This window comes from Kaistia soli DSM 19436 (assembly GCF_900129325.1).
Taxonomy (GTDB): domain Bacteria; phylum Pseudomonadota; class Alphaproteobacteria; order Rhizobiales; family Kaistiaceae; genus Kaistia; species Kaistia soli.
In genome coordinates, this window is record NZ_FQUP01000001.1 from 382,924 (window position 1) to 401,642 (window position 18,719).

28 protein-coding genes are annotated in these 18,719 nt (G+C 65.9%); 16 read left to right on the forward strand and 12 right to left on the reverse strand.

Going from position 1 to position 18,719, the window contains the following annotated elements:
• Window positions 1-257: 257 nt before the first annotated feature.
• The 11 genes from BUB39_RS01850 to BUB39_RS01905 all read right to left on the reverse strand — a co-directional run bounded on the left by BUB39_RS01850 (window position 258) and on the right by BUB39_RS01905 (window position 6,716).
• On the reverse strand, window positions 258-1,166 hold the full coding sequence (locus BUB39_RS01850; RefSeq protein WP_073051341.1) for a DUF2950 family protein: 909 nt from the start codon (window positions 1,164-1,166) through the stop codon (window positions 258-260).
• Between the two features lie 13 nt (window positions 1,167-1,179).
• Window positions 1,180-2,643 carry a DUF3300 domain-containing protein gene (locus BUB39_RS01855; protein WP_084526838.1) on the reverse strand — a complete coding sequence of 488 codons (1,464 nt, stop codon included), beginning with the start codon at window positions 2,641-2,643 and terminating at the stop codon, window positions 1,180-1,182.
• A 303-nt stretch (window positions 2,644-2,946) separates the two neighbouring features.
• Window positions 2,947-3,876 carry a tyrosine-type recombinase/integrase gene (locus BUB39_RS01860; protein ID WP_244540121.1) on the reverse strand — a complete coding sequence of 310 codons (930 nt, stop codon included), beginning with the start codon at window positions 3,874-3,876 and terminating at the stop codon, window positions 2,947-2,949.
• 465 nt (window positions 3,877-4,341) lie between these two features.
• The gene (locus BUB39_RS01870; protein WP_073051345.1) at window positions 4,342-4,533 is read right to left on the reverse strand and encodes a hypothetical protein; all 192 of its coding nucleotides are present in this window, start codon (window positions 4,531-4,533) and stop codon (window positions 4,342-4,344) included.
• Complete coding sequence (locus tag BUB39_RS01875; RefSeq protein WP_073051346.1) at window positions 4,530-4,853, reverse strand: hypothetical protein; 324 nt, start codon at window positions 4,851-4,853, stop codon at window positions 4,530-4,532. The genes BUB39_RS01870 and BUB39_RS01875 overlap by 4 nt, the downstream gene beginning before the upstream one ends.
• Complete coding sequence (locus BUB39_RS01880) at window positions 4,846-5,061, reverse strand: hypothetical protein (RefSeq protein ID WP_073051347.1); 216 nt, start codon at window positions 5,059-5,061, stop codon at window positions 4,846-4,848. Before BUB39_RS01880 ends, BUB39_RS01875 begins: the two co-directional genes overlap by 8 nt.
• On the reverse strand, window positions 5,061-5,420 hold the full coding sequence (locus BUB39_RS01885) for a hypothetical protein (RefSeq protein WP_073051348.1): 360 nt from the start codon (window positions 5,418-5,420) through the stop codon (window positions 5,061-5,063). Before BUB39_RS01885 ends, BUB39_RS01880 begins: the two co-directional genes overlap by 1 nt.
• Window positions 5,417-5,596 carry a hypothetical protein gene (locus tag BUB39_RS01890; RefSeq protein WP_073051349.1) on the reverse strand — a complete coding sequence of 60 codons (180 nt, stop codon included), beginning with the start codon at window positions 5,594-5,596 and terminating at the stop codon, window positions 5,417-5,419. The genes BUB39_RS01885 and BUB39_RS01890 overlap by 4 nt, the downstream gene beginning before the upstream one ends.
• A 237-nt stretch (window positions 5,597-5,833) precedes the next feature.
• Entirely contained in the window at window positions 5,834-6,031 is a 198-nt protein-coding gene (locus BUB39_RS01895) for a hypothetical protein (protein ID WP_073051350.1), read from the reverse strand.
• 66 nt (window positions 6,032-6,097) lie between these two features.
• Window positions 6,098-6,367: a hypothetical protein gene (locus BUB39_RS01900; protein WP_073051351.1), complete on the reverse strand. Its 270-nt coding sequence runs from the start codon at window positions 6,365-6,367 to the stop codon at window positions 6,098-6,100.
• A gap of 82 nt (window positions 6,368-6,449) precedes the next feature.
• Complete coding sequence (locus BUB39_RS01905) at window positions 6,450-6,716, reverse strand: hypothetical protein (RefSeq protein WP_073051352.1); 267 nt, start codon at window positions 6,714-6,716, stop codon at window positions 6,450-6,452.
• Window positions 6,717-6,947: 231 nt separating this feature from the next.
• Here BUB39_RS01905 and BUB39_RS01910 point away from each other — a divergent pair, with 231 nt between their 5' ends.
• Entirely contained in the window at window positions 6,948-7,322 is a 375-nt protein-coding gene (locus BUB39_RS01910) for a hypothetical protein (protein WP_073052684.1), read from the forward strand.
• Window positions 7,323-7,345: 23 nt separating this feature from the next.
• Here the strand turns inward: BUB39_RS01910 and BUB39_RS01915 are convergent, their stop codons facing one another.
• The gene (locus BUB39_RS01915; protein ID WP_084526841.1) at window positions 7,346-8,209 is read right to left on the reverse strand and encodes a helix-turn-helix domain-containing protein; all 864 of its coding nucleotides are present in this window, start codon (window positions 8,207-8,209) and stop codon (window positions 7,346-7,348) included.
• On the opposite strand from BUB39_RS01915, the gene BUB39_RS01920 reads away from it, so the two are divergent.
• From BUB39_RS01920 to BUB39_RS01985, 15 genes are all read left to right on the forward strand, one after another.
• The gene (locus BUB39_RS01920; RefSeq protein ID WP_073051353.1) at window positions 8,208-8,411 is read left to right on the forward strand and encodes a helix-turn-helix domain-containing protein; all 204 of its coding nucleotides are present in this window, start codon (window positions 8,208-8,210) and stop codon (window positions 8,409-8,411) included. The two genes, BUB39_RS01915 and BUB39_RS01920, sit on opposite strands and share 2 nt — an antisense overlap.
• A gap of 312 nt (window positions 8,412-8,723) precedes the next feature.
• Window positions 8,724-9,212: a hypothetical protein gene (locus BUB39_RS01925; protein ID WP_073051354.1), complete on the forward strand. Its 489-nt coding sequence runs from the start codon at window positions 8,724-8,726 to the stop codon at window positions 9,210-9,212.
• Complete coding sequence (locus BUB39_RS25370; RefSeq protein WP_175561700.1) at window positions 9,209-9,382, forward strand: hypothetical protein; 174 nt, start codon at window positions 9,209-9,211, stop codon at window positions 9,380-9,382. The genes BUB39_RS01925 and BUB39_RS25370 overlap by 4 nt, the downstream gene beginning before the upstream one ends.
• Window positions 9,379-9,579 (forward strand): hypothetical protein, encoded by a 201-nt coding sequence (locus BUB39_RS01930; RefSeq protein ID WP_073051355.1) that lies wholly within the window; start codon window positions 9,379-9,381, stop codon window positions 9,577-9,579. The genes BUB39_RS25370 and BUB39_RS01930 overlap by 4 nt, the downstream gene beginning before the upstream one ends.
• A complete protein-coding gene (locus BUB39_RS01935) occupies window positions 9,579-10,238 on the forward strand; it encodes a hypothetical protein (protein WP_073051356.1) in 660 nt (219 codons plus the stop codon). The genes BUB39_RS01930 and BUB39_RS01935 overlap by 1 nt, the downstream gene beginning before the upstream one ends.
• Entirely contained in the window at window positions 10,235-10,618 is a 384-nt protein-coding gene (locus tag BUB39_RS01940; RefSeq protein WP_073051357.1) for a VVA0879 family protein, read from the forward strand. The genes BUB39_RS01935 and BUB39_RS01940 overlap by 4 nt, the downstream gene beginning before the upstream one ends.
• Complete coding sequence (locus BUB39_RS01945) at window positions 10,615-11,712, forward strand: phage Gp37/Gp68 family protein (protein WP_073051358.1); 1,098 nt, start codon at window positions 10,615-10,617, stop codon at window positions 11,710-11,712. Before BUB39_RS01940 ends, BUB39_RS01945 begins: the two co-directional genes overlap by 4 nt.
• Entirely contained in the window at window positions 11,709-11,951 is a 243-nt protein-coding gene (locus tag BUB39_RS01950; protein WP_073051359.1) for a hypothetical protein, read from the forward strand. The genes BUB39_RS01945 and BUB39_RS01950 overlap by 4 nt, the downstream gene beginning before the upstream one ends.
• A 1-nt stretch (window position 11,952) precedes the next feature.
• Entirely contained in the window at window positions 11,953-12,696 is a 744-nt protein-coding gene (locus tag BUB39_RS01955; protein ID WP_073051360.1) for a hypothetical protein, read from the forward strand.
• A complete protein-coding gene (locus BUB39_RS25105; RefSeq protein ID WP_073051361.1) occupies window positions 12,693-14,006 on the forward strand; it encodes an MT-A70 family methyltransferase in 1,314 nt (437 codons plus the stop codon). The genes BUB39_RS01955 and BUB39_RS25105 overlap by 4 nt, the downstream gene beginning before the upstream one ends.
• On the forward strand, window positions 14,006-15,079 hold the full coding sequence (locus BUB39_RS01965; RefSeq protein ID WP_084526842.1) for a phosphoadenosine phosphosulfate reductase domain-containing protein: 1,074 nt from the start codon (window positions 14,006-14,008) through the stop codon (window positions 15,077-15,079). The genes BUB39_RS25105 and BUB39_RS01965 overlap by 1 nt, the downstream gene beginning before the upstream one ends.
• A complete protein-coding gene (locus BUB39_RS01970; RefSeq protein WP_073051362.1) occupies window positions 15,076-15,435 on the forward strand; it encodes a hypothetical protein in 360 nt (119 codons plus the stop codon). Before BUB39_RS01965 ends, BUB39_RS01970 begins: the two co-directional genes overlap by 4 nt.
• Window positions 15,426-17,189 (forward strand): SNF2-related protein, encoded by a 1,764-nt coding sequence (locus BUB39_RS01975; RefSeq protein WP_073051363.1) that lies wholly within the window; start codon window positions 15,426-15,428, stop codon window positions 17,187-17,189. Before BUB39_RS01970 ends, BUB39_RS01975 begins: the two co-directional genes overlap by 10 nt.
• Window positions 17,186-17,536, forward strand: coding sequence for a hypothetical protein (locus BUB39_RS01980; RefSeq protein ID WP_073051364.1), 351 nt, complete (start codon window positions 17,186-17,188; stop codon window positions 17,534-17,536). Before BUB39_RS01975 ends, BUB39_RS01980 begins: the two co-directional genes overlap by 4 nt.
• Window positions 17,533-18,708 (forward strand): helix-turn-helix domain-containing protein, encoded by a 1,176-nt coding sequence (locus BUB39_RS01985; RefSeq protein WP_073051365.1) that lies wholly within the window; start codon window positions 17,533-17,535, stop codon window positions 18,706-18,708. Before BUB39_RS01980 ends, BUB39_RS01985 begins: the two co-directional genes overlap by 4 nt.
• Window positions 18,709-18,719 lie beyond the last annotated feature (11 nt).

The window sequence follows — 18,719 nt, forward strand, 5'->3', positions numbered from 1 at the left end:
CCAATGTCGCCCTCAATCCGACTCCCGATTCTCGCCATGATCCTCGCAGCGAAGAGTGCAACTCCGATCGAAATTGATCAACGACTCGGCGGATTCGGCGACGGTGACGACGCCGCGTGAAACTACAGCTCTGCTCTAGCACCGGTAGCGCTCCTCCGGCGACGCATCCCGTTTTCCTCCCAAGGCGCTAGGTCCTTCGTTAGCCGCCCGGGAAATGGAGCGCCCTATGCGACGCATCGGAATCCGATACCGCTGTCTTAAGGCGAGACCACCTGCCAGGACGGACTCGGGTTGAAAGTCCGCAGGGCCAAGGCGACCTCCCTGGTCGTCGGCCCCAGATTGCGCTCATAGACCGTCCCCCGCTGATCGCAGAAGAACGTCATGATGCCGCTCTCGCCCCAATCGGCCGGCCAGGCCAGCATGGCGTAGCCGGCGAGCATCCGGCCGCCGACCAGATAATCATAGGCACCGCCCGGCGCCGCAGCGCCTTGCCGGGTCAAAATCTTGAACCGGTAGCCGTGATAGGAACGCGGCGCCGCGGGATCGTCGCTTGCGGCGACCGCAGCTGCCACAATGCGATCGCCGAGCGGACTGCGATCGCTGGGGCTCGACGGTTCCCAATAGAGCCCGTCATGCCGGCCCGGCGTGCTGACGAGCCTTCGCGCGAACTGCTGCACCGGCTGATCATCATGCAGCGCCTGGAAATACTCGTTCTGCGCGGCGACGAAATCGGCACAGGCGCCGATCGCGACGAGCTCATTCTCGCCGATCGTAAGGTCGCTGACATGCTGGCGGCCGGCCGCAATGTCGAAGGTCCAGCCGGCGCCTTCGGCCTTGAGCGGGATCGGGAAGCGCCAGCCGCCCTCACCGAACACCAACACCTTGCGACCGCCGTCGCCATCCACGGCCGACTGGCCGCGCCCCGCAAGATTGATGAAGTCCGCGAGATTGCGCGCATCGGCATCGGCGTCGCCCGACGACAGCAGGGCATTGGCCGCGCCGCCAAAGATGGCATCCAGCTTGCCGCTGCCGGGCGCCTTCGCCGCATCGACGAGCGCCGTCGCAGCTGCCTCGGGCGAGGTGAAGACAGTCTCCGCCAAGGCCGCGGGACTAACGGCGAGCACGCCGAGGATGACAGCCGTCCTGATGGTGACAAATATCCGCATGATCGTCCTCCCCCTAGCGGCGGCCGCCACGACCACCACCTCCGCCGCCTCTCGGCATCTGCGCGCGACCGCCGCCACCGCCGCCGCGCGACATTTGCGGACGTCCACCGCCCGGCCGCGCCACAGATTGGCGGCTGACTGCCCCCCGATTGGCCATGGCGCCCGATGCGCCGCCAAGGCTCGCGCCGCTGAAGGCGGTGTTGGCGGGACGCTGGGGTGCCGGACGGGCATTGGCCGGCCTGCTGGCTGCCTTGCCCGCCGACTTGTTGCCAGCCTTCGCGGCCGCCGCCTTCTTCGCGCCCCCGCTGCCTTTGCTCGCAGCAGCGCCTTTGGCTCCCGCCGCCTTGTTGCTCACGGCGCCCTTTGCGGCGCCCGAATTCTTGATCCCGTCCGATCTGGCGCCGCCCTTGGCGGCCGAAGCCCTGTTGCCAGCCACCGCCTTGGCCGAGCCGAGATCGCCGCCGCCCGGCCGTGCATTGGCGATGCCGTCGGGGCGGCCGCCGACGCCGGCCGCACGATTGACACCACCGGCGCCGGGCCGGTTGGCAAGGCCCGGCTTCGAGCCCTGTCCGGGGTGATATTTGCCGGCATCGGGGCGCCACGGCCGCGTGTTGCCGGCACCGATATTGATGTCGTTGCCGATATTGATGTTGCCGTTGTTAATGCCGCCGCCAACGCCAGGGCGATAGCCGGGATAGCCCGGCCAGCGCGGCGGATAGACATAGCCGCGCCCCCAATCCCAGGCATTGTCGATCGCCGCACCGACGGCGACGCCGACGCCGAAACCGATCAGGCCCGAGCCGACATTGGTCGTATCCTCATAATAGACCGTGGCCGGATCATAGGTTGGCACATAGATGACGCCAGGATCGGCCGGCTCAATCACGACATAGTCGGTGGTGGCATTGCTGCTGCCGGCCTGCTGCTGCACCGTCACGGTTTGCTGCGGAGACGATTTCAGCGACCCGGCCTTCTGCGCCTCGCGACGAAGGTCCTGGATCACCGCAGCGACATCGTCGGGCTGGTTGACGAAGGCGTCGCCGAGATCGCTCGTCGCGTCGAGGTCCGTGTTGAGCCGCTCGATGATATCTGGGAAGCGCATCAGCGCCTTCACGGCAGGGTCCCAGCCCTGCGCGTCGGCGCCCGAGAAGTCGCCTTTCTTGACGGCTGTCTCGTTCTTGTCCAGCCAGCGCGCGGCCATGACGATGTCGACCGGATAGGCCGTCGCCGGCAGCAACTGCGCCAGCAGGGCATCAGGATAGAGCGCGATCGGAGCGAGCAGCGTGCGGAGTTCCTCAGTCGTGAACACCGCGTCGGCTGGCAAAGGCGCCTCGGCCGTCTGCCCGGCGGTGGCGCTCGCAGCCTCGGCGGCCGTCTCCGCCGCTCGGAGCGGCGCAGCTAGCGTCATGCAAGCCACGGTCGCCATCAACAGGAGGCCAAGCCTCCGCTGGCCAATCGGCGTTTTTCCAACCCTCATGTCGCCCTCCCGCAAGCGCGATTGTGCGTCAGTCTATCACCGAGCCGGCAAAGAGAGCATTCGCCCTTCGAGGGGGAGCCGGCGAGGCGCGCGCCTCATATCAACCGGCGGCAGTTCCGGCGTGTCCGCATTGCGCCGGATCAAATCGCGACGACGAAGGCGGCGACCGCGAGAGCCGCCGGGCGTGCAGGACGCCGCGAGGCCTAGGGCCTGACGGACTGAAGTCTGATCATGCGGGAGATTTGGCGATGGTCGGAGTGGCAGGATTTGAACCTGCGACCCCGTCGTCCCGAACGACGGGCCTTATTTGAAAAGCGAGGAAACGCGCGGACTTTGATTGAGTGGATTGGGCTCGATTTCCTGTCCGTTCCCGTCGTTTCTGTCCGTATCTGTCGTTATGCGGCCGGCGCCCGGCCGCCGCGTGATCGCGTCGGCGGCCTGTCTCTGGTGGTCTGGATGATGGTGGCCATAGGTCCGGTCCAGCATCTCGCGCGTCATGCCGAGGAGGCCTGCTAGCTGATGGGGATCGGCGCCGTTCTGCATGCCCCATGTCGCGGCGGTGTGGCGAAACGTATGGGCAGATACGCCCTCGACGCCGGCATCCTTCACCACGCGGGCGAGCGCGCGCTTGATCGTCAGCAGAGCGGCGCCATTCCACTCGATCACAAAATCGTTCGAGATGCGCTTGTCCTGCCAACGCCGCATATGGGCGAGGAGCCGCGCGGGTATGCGGATCGGGGGTGCCCGCTTCTTCGTTTCGGCGCTGCCATTGGGCTTCCGGTAAAAGACGCCGCGGTCATAGTCGACGAAGCCATGGCCATCAGTCGGCGCGGTAGCCGCGCCGCAGATGACGCCGGCGCGTGAGCCGGTATAGAGCGCGACCAGGATGAAGCGCGCTATGTGCTGACGCGGGCGCCGCTTAGTCGGCTCGCCCTTCTGCACCTCCCGGAAGCGCCATGCTGCCCAGATAAGCCGGGCGGCCTCGTCGCGCGTCAGCCAGCGCTGGCGCGGCTGCGCCTTGGCCGGCAGCACGACGGAGACGATCTCCGAACAGTAGCCCTCCCTGCGATGGTGATTGATCGCCGCGCGCAGGTCCTCGAGTTCGCGGCGGGCCATCTGTGGCTTGCCGCGCTCGGCGGCATATTGCCGGCAACTGGCGCCCATGACCTCGGAGAGCTTGCGCTCGCCCCACCATGCATCAAGGGCGGCGATGCGCCGCGTGACGTCGGGCACATTTGTCAGGCCCGGAACGATGTCGCGCAGGTAGAGATTCAGGACGTCGGCGATGGGGACTTGAGAGGGGTGACGTTCGCCCCGCGGCGGCCGGTGCTGCTCGGCGAGATATGCGGCGAGTGCGGCTTTGACTTTTGGGTCCGAAGCGTCTCGAGCGTCAGATGCAGGGATGCGCGTGCTGTGCTTATGGGTACCGTCCCGGATGGTCCAGACGGCGGCCTGCAAGACGCTTCCATCGGGAGCGTATCGTGGGGGCTGCAGATAGGCTCGTGGACCCTTTGCGGGACGCGGCATGACTCCATCCAATTCCTGACAGCGGCCGGCGTCACGACATAACGCTTACCGATCTTCATCGCGACGAGATGTCCGATCGCGATCGCCGCGCGCAACGTGGACGGCTTCGCGAGGCCGCGCAAGATCACTTCGCAGGCCTCCTCCAGCGAAAGCGGGGCGTCATCGGCCAGGTCAGCCATGATCCCTCCTCCCCTGCAGCCCTGCCGCGTCCAGCGCGAGGCGCAGCTCGTCGGCCGTGCGGATCGTTTCGCGCGAGATCAGCCCGCCATTGCCGCCGCGGCCCATTTGGCCGCTGTCGTCGTTTGTGATGGCATCGAGCAATGCGCGGGCGGCGGAACGAAGTGGGTCGACAGACGCACTCATGACATCATCTCGCGGGCCGGGCCCAGCATCTCGCTGGCGCGCTGAAAGTCACCCAAGGTGATGATACTCTCTTGCTGTTCTTCCTCGCCCGCCTTCCAGACGGAGATGACATAGACCTTGAACTCCGGATTGTGTGCTTCGTCCGGAAATTCCATCGATATCCAACGCTTGACGGTCGCCGCAGCATCGGCGAACGGACGCAAGGCCAAGCCTAATTCCTGCGCACGTGCCTCGGCATCGCGAGCGCGCTGCAGATAGCTCGTGTTTGCCTCGAGCAATTCCTGGATGCGCACGTCCAGATGGCAGCTCTCGTCATGCATGGCCGGAGATCCGTTCCGCGTCGATGGCGGCCAGCGCTTCGCGGCCGGCCGGCGTGATGTGATGTTGCAGGCCGCGCGAGCAATAGCCGGCGCCGCGTAGCCCCTCGAGGCAGGCGCCGACCCATGCGCCCCATTCTCCAGGGCGGCGGCCGTCGAGCATTTCGAGGACTTCGATCTCGTGTGATGTGAGCTTGCGTGCGGCTGACATTAGGATGCCCTCCCCGCTGCGCGATCGAGGCGCTCGATCTCGGCGATGATCAGCGCGCCGGCGCGGACCAGGTCGCGGCGGCGGTCCTTCGGCTTCCACCATGACCAAGCCCACGGCCAGCCATGCCTTACGGCGAGGCGCGCAAGGTGATCCTGCTCCTCGTCTTCCAAGCGACCGGCTGATAGGGCATAGCAAGCGGCGGCGCGAGCCATCTCCCCGGTGTTGTGCAGATCGTCATGCTCCCGCGTCCGGCCCTCGCCATCGATCTGGCGCCAGCGTTCGGCCATGACATCGGCCATCGCCTGCGACGGCGTCTCAATGCAGGGGCGCGCGCGGGCTTCATTGCTGTCGGTGCTCATGCGGGCCTCCCGATGAGAGCGGTTGCGATCAAGACGAGCGAGGCGGCCGTTGTGGCGAGGCCGAGCCAATAGAGCGCTTGCGGGTGGCCTGGCCGCAGCGCCGGCCCCGCGGTCGCCAGCAAGGCGCCGCCTGCGATGCATAAGGTGATGAGGCCGTAGGAGAGCGCGGCCGTCATGCGGGCCGCCTGATGGCCCGCGCGATGTGTCGGGCGTAAACTGCGACGGCCTCCAATAGGCGGCCATCGGTGCCTTGCGAGATCGCCATGCCTTCTCGGCACGATCCCCAGCGTTGTTCGCTAGATCGACTAGGAGATTAGCCAAAACCTCTCGTTCCGCTTGCGGCCTGGCCCGAACGGCCTGCAGCGCGCCCAAGGCCAACACTGGATTCCGCACTTCGGCGAGAGATGCGCGCTTCACGACGCCCTCCCCGACATGCCGAGGCGGGCGTCGACCTCGCCGGCCGTGTAGCCGAGGCCGCGCAGGGCGGCGGCCATGGCGATGTCGTCGACGATGAGCGACGGGCGCTTGTCGATCAGCTGGCGCATGTCCGTCGTCATCACCGCTGGGATCATGCCGCGGCTGCGCGCCGCGTCGAGGGCTGGGGATTGCATGGCGGGGATCTCCGATCGTCCGGTGATCGCCGCTGCTGGCGCGGCGGCGACTGCGAGACGATCCGGCTAGAGGCGCGGCGGCGTGTTGGGATTGCGCGGCGGATCGGCCGGGCCGCCTGATGTCGCCGAATAGGACTTGGCCATCGGCGCCGGCGTATCCTCGACGACTTCGACGCGCTGCTCGTCGAACCAGGCCGTTTCGGCCTGCTTGCCGTCCTTATCGACGGTCGGCGTCACGCTGATATGTACGCAGCCATAGAGATATTCGGTGCGGGCGGTAGCGATGCCGGTAAAGCCTGTCACCAGGTCGCGGACCTTGTTGCCGAGTTTGATCATAGGAACTCCTGTCGGGACCGATCGTCCGGCGACGCCGCCACGCCCGGGGGAAGCGCGGCGGCGCTTGCGAGACGGTCGGGGTCTAGGCCGCCTCGCGCACGGCGCGCATGGCGACCTGGCGCGCTTCCATGCCGTGCGTATCGATCTCGGCCCGCGTGAAGCCGGCCATGCGGAGATCGGTCTCGGTGCAATCACCCTTTAGCGAACGCTGCTCGATCATCGTTCGCGCCATGAACTTCACGAGCCCTGCGGCGCCGCCCATGCGGGCATTGCTAATAGGGGTCAATTTCGGGAGGCGCGGCAGCGCTTTGATGCCGGCGAAGGGATCGGAATAATCAGCCTGTCGCATGACAGTCTCCATCGAGCCAAAGGGAAAAGGGCTCGACGCGATCCGTGGGCTCGTCGGGGCTGCTGCATTCAGATACCCACCGACCGCGTCGATGGGAATATCATGCCGTTTTGGACTTTAATGTCAATGCCGTTTTGGCATTATCTGCGATGCGGCCGCCCGCGTTCGACGGGCGGCTTTCAACCGCGCCTTCGAACTGGCATCATTAAACCTCTTCGCATGGGGGCTGGTATGCCGAGTTTTCGTTTGGTTGCGACGTGTTTGGTGGTGGCTGTTGCCGGATGCGCGCAACACCCCGACGGAATCAAGGCGACGCTCATGAGTGAGGAGCCTTACAAGGCTATGGATTGCGCTCAGCTGGCTGCGAAATCGATCGATCTCAACACGCGATTGAACAACGACATTGCCCAGCAGCGCCGGGCGGCAAACAATGACGCCCTGGGTGTATTCGTGATTGGGATGCCAGTCGCTTCGATGTCAGGCTCTGACGTCGGCTCTGAGATTGCGCTGCTCAAAGGCGAGGTGAATGCGCTTCACCGGGTTGGTATCGCGAAGAGCTGCCCGCCACCGTTCGCATCCCCCGAACCGGGGACGACGATGGATTGACTTCGAGCGGCAGCTTATTGCTATCAGCCGGCCGAGAATTTCCCGATATACCTACCTAGGATAAAGATTTCGTCGAGTGGCAGGATCCTAGCGGCGTGCTTGGGGTTGTCGGACGCCACGTTGACGAGCACCTCATCATCCGATGGCTTGGACACGACTTCCAGGCGTTTGAACATCACGCCGCCGAACTGATCAGCCAAGGCATAGATGCCGGGTGGAGACGGCACGCGGTGCCGGAGATCGAGAAAGCCCACTTCGCCGGCAAAGAGCGTCGGCTCCATTGAATCGCCCTGCATCGGGAAGGCGGCAGCGTGTTCCGGTTTGACGCCAAGTCGAGACAGCATCCAAGACGGAATCACCCAATAGTCGCGCACGACTTCGGCCGCGAAGCGTGCTCCGCGCGCCGACGTGGCTTCGGAGATCATGGCGATCCCGCCAGCGCCGAGACCGGCTGTAACATCGACTTCGGCGATGCCGTGTGATGGGATTCCCTGGCGGCCGGTCTCCGCGCCGATTGTAGGCGTGTCTTCAAAATCAGGATCGGGCGGGAACTCTTCGCCCAGTGCGACGCGGGCGGGTTCGGGCTTGGGCCTCGCCACGGTATCATCGTCGAACAAGAGTTGATGCGCCGCCACTTTCAGAGGCTTCGCAAGACGCTCGGCCCACACTTTGGTCAGTTCGCGCTTACCCGCCTCGAGCTTGGCAATCTGCGCCTGTGACGTGCCGACGGCATCGCCCAGTTCTGACTGCGTCAGCCCGGCCTGTTCTCGGAAGTGCTTCAAGAGGCTCATGCCAGAACGGTATTGCAGGCCAACTGGCATAGCTAAGGCCAATACGGCATTTTTCGCTTGCGCACCGAATGCCAATTCGGCATGTTCCGTCATCATGAAACTCTCAACCTACCTTGAAGACAATAAACTGACGCACTCGGCCTTCGCCGAACGTATCGGCGTGTCTCAAGGTGCGGTCACTCGCTACGCCAACGGCGCGCGGCTTCCACGCCCGGCCGTGATGGCCTGCATTCGTCAAGCGACTGCGGGCGCTGTGACGTATCGGGATTTTCTCGAAGAGCCCGAGGCCGCCGAATGAGCGCGCCCGCCCTCTCCTTTCCGGCCTCGGCCGGTCCGACAAGCGCGCCCTCCTCCCTGCGGCGCGTGGCTGCCCAGCCTGTTGGGCATTTCCTCGAACTGGCCGAGCCCGCGCCCCGTGCGGCGCTCGGCCTTTTTCAAGGTGTCTTTGGTCTCGGTGCGCATGTGCGGGGGCCGCCTTGATCTGACTGCATCGCAGTGACGGTTCGTCCGTCTCTGTTGCCACGCACACTGACAGTTCCCCCTCGTTCCCACGACGGGAAAAGCCACACGCTTTTCCCGGAACGGGAAAGCTTTGTCCGGAGCACACCGCATGGCCCGCCCGATTTCCGACGCCTGGTTCCACCGCGTGAAATCCGCCACCCGCGACCTCGTTCAGGCCTGCGGCGGCGTGGTGCGCACCGGCGAGATCGCGCATGCCTCGAAATCCGAGGTTTCGCGTTGGCAGACGGCGACGGATGAATCGATCATCCCGCTCGCCGCCGTGCTCGTGCTCGAGGCGGATTGCGATCTGCCGCTCGTCACGACCGTGATGGCGGATCTCGGCGGCCGGCGCCTGGCCGAGCCGGATCCCGATTCCGGCGCCGCCATGGTGCTCGGCCCCTATGCCGACGTCATGCAGGCGGCATCCGAGCTGCTGTCGTCAACATCGGCTGCCGTTCGCGACGGCAAGCTGACCGTGGCCGAAATCGAGATCATGGATCGTAACGCGGCGGCGCTCGAGCGGGCCGCTGCCTCCTTCCGGCTCGCCACCGCCGCCGCCAAGGGCGGGCCGGCGCTCAAGGTCGTGGGGTCGGCATGACCGCCCGCCGCAACCTCGACATCTTCACCTCACCGCTGGCCTTCAGCGTGTTCTGCGTCGTCATGGTCGGCATCTGGGCAGCGATGATGCTTGCCCCGGCGCTGCTGATCGCGCGGCTCAAGCAACCGGCGATCGTCACGCCGCCTGCTCATGCGGAGGTGGCGCGATGAGTGCGAAGCCCTGCATTCAGCAATTAGCCGATCGGCCTTGGACGGACGGCGAGACGGCGCAGCTACTCCGGCTGCGCGAAGACGGGCTGACGATCGAGCGCATCGCCTTGCGGCTCGGCCGCACGCTCGCATCCGCCGGCAACAAGCTCAACCGCATCAACCGGGCCGCTGCCCGCCGCAACCGGAGGGCCGCTTGATGACGTGGATTCAGACCCGCTCCGGCAAGGTGCTCGATCTCTATGAGCCCAAGCCTGAAATGATCGATATCGAGCGCGACGTTGCCCCGGCGCTGGCGCTGATCAACCGCTTCAACGGCCATGCCGGCTGGTACAAGCCAGGCGACGGCAGCGATCCAGTCAACGGCTATTCCGTCGCGCAGCATTCCATTCTCGGCGCGCGGGCGCTGCTCGCCGAATGGAACGAGCCGGGCGTCGCCCTCGCCTTCCTGCTGCACGATTCGCATGAGTTCGCCATGGGCGATTTCACGACGCCTGTCGTCGCGGCGCTCGATCGGCTCGCCTGGCCGCGCGATTCCGGCGCTGTGTCGAATGCGCTGCGCGCCATGAAAGGCCGGCTGGACGCGGCGATTTATGCCCGGCTCGGCCTCGCCTACCCGATCGATATCCGCCTTTCCGGCATCGTCCGCGACATGGATCTCCGGATGCTCCGCCGCGAGCGGGACGAGCTGATGAGCGCGCCGCCGCAGCGCTGGCACCGGACGGTCGAGAATGCCGATCCGATTCCCGCGCTCGGCTGGCGCGACTTCCTGCCGATGCATCCCGATAACGCCACGCGTATCTGGCTGGCTCATCTCGCCGAATGGCTGCCGTTGGCGAACCGGGCAGGTGCGCGATGAGCAACGAAATCAAGCGCATCACGGTCGACGAACTCCATGCGGCCTTCAAGGCTCAGGGCGTACCGTCGCGCGAGGACATCGCGGTCAAATGCCCGATCTGCGGCACTGTCCAATCGCTGCGGAGCCTCGTTGCCGCCGGCGCGGGCAAGACGCCCGATGAGGCCGAACGCTTCATCGGGTTTTCCTGCGTCGGGAGATGGACGAATGCCGGGCCGCATCGCAAGGGCAGTGCCTCCGGCAAGGGCTGTGACTGGACGCTCGGCGGGTTCTTCAAGCTGCACAATCTGATCGTCATCGATCATGCCGGCGCAGAGCATCCCTATTTCGACCTCGCGTCGCCGGATGAGGCTCAGACCTTGGCAGCGAGGGCCTCGGCATGACCGGTAAATCCCCGATCGAATGGTGTGAGCAGACGTGGAATCCGATTGTCGGCTGTTCCATCGTCTCGCCCGGCTGCACGAACTGCTATGCGATCCCGAGGGCGTACCGCATCCGGATGGCGTCTGAGGTCACGGACGGGGCATCGCACTATTGCGGGACCGTCAAGCTCCACGAGAGCGGCAAGGCGATATGGACGGGCAAGGTTGCGCTGGCGCCGGACAGCGCGTTGCTCGCGCCGCTGCGTCGGCGGAAGCCAACCACCTATTTCGTCAACTCCATGGGCGATCTCTTCCATGAGAGCATTCCCGATGAGTGGATCGACCGCGTCTTCGCTGTCATGGCGCTGTCGCCGCAGCACACGTTTCAGGTGCTGACCAAGAGGTCGGCGCGGATGCGTGCGTATTTGAGCGCTGCCCGGGCTGCCCCTGTCGGCCTTGAAGCTTTCGGTCTGACACTTGATGCGATGGCCACCAACCCGAAATCGCGGGTTGGCGAAGGCTGCATCCTGCAGGGGGATATCGTGCATCTGCGCGATTGGCCTCTCCGCAATGTCTGGCTCGGCATCTCGGCCGAGGACCAGCGGCGCGCCGATGAGCGCATGCCGGATCTGCTGGCGACGCCGGCGGCGGTGCGGTTCGTCTCGGCCGAGCCGCTGCTTGGGTCGATAAGCTTCCGCTGGGCGAAATGGGATGGTTGGCGCGATAGCGCAGGCGGAGCTCGTTCTGCAGTCAACGAGTATGACGGCCTTCGCATGCTCGACTGGATCATCGTCGGCGGCGAGAGCGGCCCCGGCGCGCGACCGATGCATCCGGATTGGGCCCGGTCGATCCGCGATCAATGCGCGGCGGCGGGCGTGGCTTTTTTCTTCAAACAATGGGGAGCCTGGGCGCCGGCCGAGTTCGGCACCGATCCCGACAACGCGCATGCCCTCTACCAGACGGAGAAGGTCGCGCCTTTCGATAGCTGGAAGGCTCGCGTCTACGATCCTGATGCGACCGAAGGCGTGAACTGGCGGCTGCTCGGCAAAGCCCGTTCCGGACGGCTCCTCGACGGCGTGCTGCATGATGCCATGCCCGCGAGGGCATCGGGATGAGCGCGCGCGATCTCGTTGACCTCGACGTCTATCTGCACGCGCGTGGCGATCGCGGCGTGCTGATCTCGCGCACCGGCGACAAGCGGCATGCCGGCTGGGTGGCGCTGTCGCATTGCGATCTCGCCATGCGCGGCGATGTCCATGCGGTGGCAACGCTGCCGCGCTGGGCCGCCATTCAAGCCGGACTGCTCACGCCACGCGATGGCGAGGAACAGCCCAACCTTTTCGGGAGCCCCTGACATGATCGACTTCACGGAAGTGATCCATGCCCTCAAGGCAGAGATGAGCGCCTCGGCGCTGCGCCGGCAGGATATCGGCGCCGAGATGACGCGGCTGCATCTCGAAAACGACACCTGCCTCTCGACCGAAAACGAGATCCGCGCGGCGCTCGGCGCGCTCACACGGCTGGCGGAAAAGCAGGGCGCCGCAACTGTTGCAGTGACGGCGCCGGAGGCTATGCCGTACGAGGCACCGCTGCAGGAGGCCGCCGCGCCGATGGCTGGTGATGAACCCCTGCCCGCTGCTCCGGAGTTCGTGCCAGCATCACCGGATGATGTCCCGTTCGCGCACATCGCGGAGCCGCTGAACCGCAACGGCGTGATCCCGCGCGAGCGCTCAGCTGAGGCGATCCCGGAAGCCAAGCAGACTGCGGCGAAGGCGGTCGCCACGCCTGAACCGGCACCCGCGCGGACTGCCGAGCCGGTAGCGGTTGCACATATCGACGTGAAGCCGGATGCGCCGGCCGAATCCGCCCCGATGGGCGAAGGCCGCAAGCTCGCCAACCGGATCTCAGCCGAGTTGTCCGACCTCATGCGTGAGTTCCCGGAAGGGCCGACCATTCGCGAGCTTTCGCAGTGGTATGAGGCGCCGGATATGCGGGTGCGCGATGCCTGCCGCATCCTGGGGACGGATCGCAAAGCAAGCCTGCAGAAGCGCAAGTCGACCGGCTTTCTGCATCTGCTGCCGCATGGGGCGCGGCCGTGACCGACTCCTCGCCGGCGCCCGCGTTTCATCCGCTCGCCAATCTCTTTCCGCTGATCGAGGGCGAGGCCTTTGCCGAGCTGGTCGCGGACATCGCGGCGCGCGGGCTGGAAGATCCGATCGTGCTGCACGAGGGCAAGATCCTCGACGGGCGCAACCGCTTCCGCGCCTGTCAGGCTGCGGGCGTCGCGCCGCGCTTCACGATATTCGGGCTCGCGGCCGAGCCGTCGTCGTTCATGATCCGCGCCGCGCTCGCTGGCCTGCCGCTTACCGATCACGAGATGCGGTTGACGCCGATCGACCTTGGCGAGCTTCCGGCCGACTTCACCGTCGCCGGCGTGCCTGGCGCCGATGCGCTTGGCTATGTGATTTCGAAGAACATGCATCGCCGGCATCTGGACGCCAGCCAGCGCGCGCTTGTCGCGGCGCGGCTCGCGACGATGCGACCGGGCCGCCCTTCGGAAAAGGCCGAAATTTCGGCCATTTCCCAGCGAGAGGCTGCCGAAGTCATGAAGGTGGACCGAGCCAGCGTCCAATCCGCTCGCGCGGTGCTCGATCATGGCGCCTCCGAACTGATCGAGGCCGTCGAACGTGGCGATATCGCCGTCTCGGCGGCGGCTGATCTCTCGGCCCTGCCGCTCGAGGAACAGCGGCGCGTGATCGAGACTGCCGACAAGCGAGCGCTCGGCGCCGTCGTCAAGGCCGTGCGGGCGGAAAAGCAGCTGGAGAAGCGCGAGCGGCGCGAGGCGCGCGAGACCGGCCTTGCGGCGCGGCAGCGGGCTCTGCCCGAAAAGCGCTATGGCGTCATCTATGCCGATCCGGAGTGGCGGTTTGAGCCCTATAGCCGCGAGAGCGGCATGGACCGGGCAGCGGACAATCACTATCCGACCAGCCCCGAGAACGACATCGTGCTGCGGAAGGTCGGCGACATCGCGGCCAAGGATTGCGTGCTGTTCCTTTGGGCGACGGCGCCGATGCTGCTCTCGGCGGTCCGCGTGCTGCAGAATTGGGGCTTCACCTACAAAACGCACTGGATCTGGGAAAAGGACCGGATCGGCACCGGCTATTGGAACCGCAACCAGCATGAGCTGCTGCTGCTCGGCACGCGCGGCGACGTGCCGGCGCCAGCGATGGGCGATCAATGGCCGTCGGTGATCAAGGCACCCGTCGGCGAGCATTCGGCCAAGCCCGAGGTCTTCGTCGAGATGATCGAGGCCTATTTCCCGAACCTGCCCAAGATCGAGCTTAACGCCCGCCGCGCGCAGCCGGGCTGGGATGCTTGGGGGCTCGAGGCGCCGGAGGCAGCTTCGTGATGCGCGAGATCCTCGACTATCACCCGGCACCTCTATTCCGTGCCGACAGCCGCACGCGGCGCGACCGAAACAGCCCGAAGCCCTACGAGCACGTTGTCTCAATTTCGGGCGGGAAGGACAGCACGGCCGTCTACCTGTTGGCGATCGAGCGCGGCATGCCATTCACGGCCGTGTTTGCGGATACGGGGAACGAGCATCCGGCGACATACGAGTTTGTCGAACGGCTCGCGGAACGCGCGGGCGGGCCCCCGATCGTGACGGTCAAGGCCGACTTCTCGAAAGCTATGGCCCGCAAGCGCGCTTTCATCCTGAGAAATTGGGAGCGCATGGGGGTGTCGCCTGAGCGCGTAGAACGCGCCGCCGCGCTCATGTTGCCGACTGGAAACCCGTTCCTTGACTTGTGCATGGTTAAGGGACGGTTTCCGAGCGCCAAGAGCCGTTTCTGCACCGACGAGACAAAACTCGTCCCAATGTGGATAGGCGTAGAACGGCCAATCCTCGCGGATGGCCGCACGTTGATCAGATGGCTTGGGGTCCGTGGCGAAGAAAGCCTTGCCCGTCGCGACCTGCCGGGCTGGCAGCGCATGGGCGACCCTGTGCCATATTCCTTGCCGAAGCCGCATCACGCCGAAGCCTCAGAGCAGGGTTGGCGAACCTACGTCTATCGCCCGATCCATCATTGGGTTCGCGAGGACGTCTTTGCAATGCACGCAAGACACGGCATCACGCCCAACCCGCTTTATGGATGGGGTGCAGAGCGCGTCGGCTGTTGGCCGTGCATCTTCGTGAAGAAGGAAGAGCTTCGTCTCATTGCCGGCATCGATCCATCGGCGATAGACCGCCTCGATGAGTGGGAAAGCATCGTCTCCGATGTTTCGAAGCGCGGCGTCAGCACATTCTTCGCCGCGGTGGATGACCCCCTCTTCACGCCGGGGGTCATCGTAACGACCGCTGGGTTTGGCATTCGATCCTTCGTCGAATGGTCGAAGACATCCCGCGGCGGCCGGCAGTACGACCTCATGGCGCGCTTTGAGGCGGGTGCCTCTTGCGTCGAGATCGGGGTCTGCGAATGACGCTCCGCCTCCTCCATCTGCGCGGCCTGATCGAAACCGCCCGGCTCGATCTCTCCACCGAAAAGGCGACGCAGGCCGATATCGAAGCGCTGTTCACGGCCCGGCTGCAGCCCGGTTCGATCATCCGCGAGGCGCGTCTTTCCGCGGCCGATATTCCCGACTTCCTCGTTGGCGATGTCGTCGTCGAGGTCAAGATCGGCGGCTCGGCAGCCGAGATCCTGCGGCAGCTCGATCGCTATGCACAGCATGACCGCGTCGGTTCCCTGTTGCTCGTCACCAATGTCCCGATGCGCCTGCCGCAGGCGATCCGCGGCAAGCCGGCGGCCGTGGCGCGGCTGGGGGTGTCATGGATCTGACGCTCACTTTCGAGGCGGCGCGCCCGCTCGGTCTCATTCGGCATGAGCCCGGTCGGTGGGTGATCGAGCGCTGTGAACCGCATGTCGCGATCCGCCTCAAGCAGATCTTCCCGCGCATCCCGAAACAGGCCGTCGCGCCCTTTGCGCTCCCCGATGATCCGCTCACCTGCGCCGACATCGAATGGTTCGCGAGCCGCTATGCGTTCGAGATCGCCGGGCCGGATCTCGGCGCGCTGCGCGAGGGCAAGGATCTCTTCCACCGCAACTCGGCCGAGCTTGACCGCATCCTGCTGCCCGACTGGCAGCCCTTGGCAGGCGGCGCCGGCCTTCGCGACGGGCAGAACGGGCGCGCCTATCAGCACCAGGCCGTCGAGGTTGTCATGCGGCGCGGCGCGCTATTGCTCGGCGATGTCGGCGGCCTCGGCAAGACTTATGTCGGCGGGCTGCTCGCCGTGCGCCCCGGCGTGTTGCCGGTCGCGATCGTCGTTGAGGCGCATCTGCAGGCGCAGTGGAAAGAAAAGCTCGAGGCGTTCACGACGCTGCGGGTTCACTGCATCAAAACCACCAATCCGCTCAAGGAAAAGCTGCCCGATGCGGATGTCTATATTTGGCGCTACAGCCAGTTGGCCGGCTGGGTGTCGGTGTTCGCCGAAGGGCTGTTCCGCACGGTCATCTTTGACGAGATCCAGAAGCTGCGCACCGGGACGTCATCGGCCATGGGCGCCAGCGCCAAGGTTCTGGCCGAGAAGGCCTCCTACCGCCTCGGCCTGACGGGCTCGCCGATCTACGGCTATGGCATCGAGATATTCGCCGTTCTTCAGTTCATCGATGCGAATGTGCTTGGCGATTACTATGATTTTCAGCGCGAATGGACGAAGGACGGCAAGCACCTGTCCGAACCCAAGGCGCTCGGCACCTTCCTCCGTGAGCAGCATGTCTATCTGCGCCGGACCAAGGAAGATGTCGGCCAGCAGATGCCGGCCGTCAATCGCGTCATCCAGACCGTCGAGCATCATCAGGCCGATCTCGACGCCGTCGAGGCCATCGTGCGCGCCCTGGCGACGCAGGTCACTTTCGGCAGCTTCACCGAACGCGGCGAAGCGGCGCGGGAGCTTGATTGGCGGCTGCGCCATGCAACGGGGCTGGCCAAGGCGCGCAGCGTCGCCGCCTATGCCCGGCTCCTGCTTGAAAATGATCAGCCGGTGCTGCTCTGCGGCTGGCATCGCGACGTCTATGACATCTGGCTCAAAGAGCTGCACGAGTTCCGCCCGTTCCTCTACACGGGCTCGGAATCGCCGGCGCAGAAGGAAGCCGCCAAGCGGGCGGCGCTCGGCGGCGATACCGATCTCCTGATCATTTCGCTGCGCTCAGGCGCCGGCCTCGATGGGCTGCAGCACCGCTTCAGCGACGTCGTCTTCGGCGAACTGGACTGGTCGCCGGGCGTGCATCAGCAGCTCGTGTGGCGGCTCGATCGCGAGGGGCAGACGCGGCCCGTCACGGCGCATTATCTCGTTTCCGATGACGGGTCCGATCCGGTCGTGATCTCGCGGCTCGGCATCAAGGGCAGCGAGGCGCGCGGCGTCAACGATCCGCATCTCGGCGTCGAGAGCGTGCCGAGCGACACCAGCAACATTAAGGCGCTCGCCCGCCGCTATCTGACCAAGGCGCAGCTTGCCGCCGGTGTGGCCGAGCCGATTGCACCCGCCTTGCGCCCCTCGCCTTCGCTGTTCGACGGCATGGAGGCGACACCATGACCGCCACGCTGATGATCGAGATCGACGATGCCGACCTTGCGGCGCTCGCGGCGGCGGCGGCCGAGGAACAGCAGCCGATCGGCGAACTGGCGCGGCTGATCGTGCGCGCCGCCATCGCCGTCTATCGCGTCGAGAATGAGGATCGGAAGCCGGCCGGGCCAATGAGCCGCGCGACGCGACAGCGGCATTGGCGGCGCTGGCGCGTCGATGAGGCTGCGGTCGATGCAGCCCTCGCCGCTCCTGCGTCGCCAACGCCGACGCCCGGAGATCCACCGCCCGGGCGCTCGGCGCTCGCTGCGAAAACCGGCGCCACCCGACTTCCCCAGACTGTGGATCCGAAGCAATGAGCGGCCCGCGCTATTCCATCATTCCTCGCGCCGCCGTGGTCGATTCCCGCCTCGAGGGTCGCGATCTGCAGGTGTTGGCGCTGCTCGGCAGCCATACCGACAATGATGGCTGGTGTTCGCGCTCGCAGGTCAAGATGGCGCGCGAGATCAGCTGCGGCCGGGCGACTGTGCAACGGTCGCTCGGCCGGCTGATCGAATGTGGCTATGTCGATCACCGGCCCTTGCTCCGCAAGGATGGCGGCGATCGGGCGCATGAATATCGCGTGCTGCTCGATGAGGTCCGCCCGGGCGAATTCATCAACGAAAATGATGAATTGGCCGAGGTCGGAACGAGAGTCGGCGAAGGGTCCGAAGGGGCCGTTTCGGCTGCACCCCCCTGCCCACCAGTGGGCACCCCCCTGCCCACCGGTGGGCAGGGCGTGCCCACGCATGAGCGGGCACCCATAAGAACGACCCTTCTAGAACGATCAGAGAGAGAAGCGCGCGAGCGCGAGGCTGGCGGACCAAGGGTCGCCAAGCTTGATGCCGGAGCGGCGCGGGCAGCGGCTGCGGATGCGGCACGGGCCGATACGGCATTCTCGGCCTGGTGGGCGGCTTGGGATGGCTCGCAGGATGACAATCTCGTCCGCTCGCATGCCGCATGGCTGCGGCTTTCGGATGAGGACAGGCGGACGGCCGTCGAATTCACGCCGGTGGCGCTTGCCCGCCGCAAGCTGACGCGCAGCAACTATCGGGCCTTCACCTATCTGGAAGAGCGCAAATGGCTGGACCTAAGGGCGTCTTCGACAGGACCGGTTTCGGCGAATGAGGCGCGCGTGCCGCTGCCGCCGCGCAGCCAGGCCGCTTTCGCCGTGTTCTGGCGGCGCTGGAAGGCCGGCGATCCGGTCAAGGTGATGTTTAGCGAGATGCTGCAGCGGCCTTATGGCGTGCTGCCTTCACAGATGCCCGGCGAGGCCGAGACCGCCGCCCTCGTCAAGATCGAGGTCGCCCGAGACGGCAGGGCAACCGAGGAAATGGCCGCATGGCGCGATGAGATGGCGAAGGTCGGCATCAGCTTCACGCCCGGCGATATCGGCATGCCCTTCGTCTGGGTGCCGAGCCGCTGGCCGCCTGGCTGGGGCGCGGCGGCGAGCGTGGCGGATGAGTATTTCGGTGACGAGGTGCGGCTGTGACGGCAACGGCG